This is a genomic window from Aquibium pacificum (genome assembly GCF_040839445.1).
Taxonomy (GTDB): Bacteria; Pseudomonadota; Alphaproteobacteria; order Rhizobiales; family Rhizobiaceae; genus Aquibium; species Aquibium pacificus.
The window spans coordinates 1-319 of sequence record NZ_JBDPGJ010000044.1; the positions used below are offsets into that span (position 1 = coordinate 1).

The window sequence follows — 319 nt, forward strand, 5'->3', positions numbered from 1 at the left end:
GACTACGACGCCATCATCGACGCCGCCTGCGACGCCTGGCGAAAGCTCCTCGCCAAGCCGCAGACAATCACTTCAATCGGAATGCGGGAATGGGCGCACGAGGATCATTTGTGAAGGCCGTTGGTATAAGTCTTTCTGCACAAACAAAAAAGCCGCCCAAAGCGGACGGCGATTTTGAAGAGTCTACAGAGTTGGTTGCGGGGGCAGGATTTGAACCTGCGACCTTCAGGTTATGAGCCTGACGAGCTACCGGGCTGCTCCACCCCGCGTCATCCGGTTTGCACCGGGGAGTTTTCTCATTCTGCGAATGACGAAAGGC

The 319-nt window shown here is 56.4% G+C and carries 1 tRNA gene; it reads right to left on the reverse strand.

What is annotated here, in order from left to right:
• Positions 1-192 precede the first annotated feature (192 nt).
• Positions 193-269, reverse strand: a tRNA-Met gene (locus ABGN05_RS30085).
• Positions 270-319 lie beyond the last annotated feature (50 nt).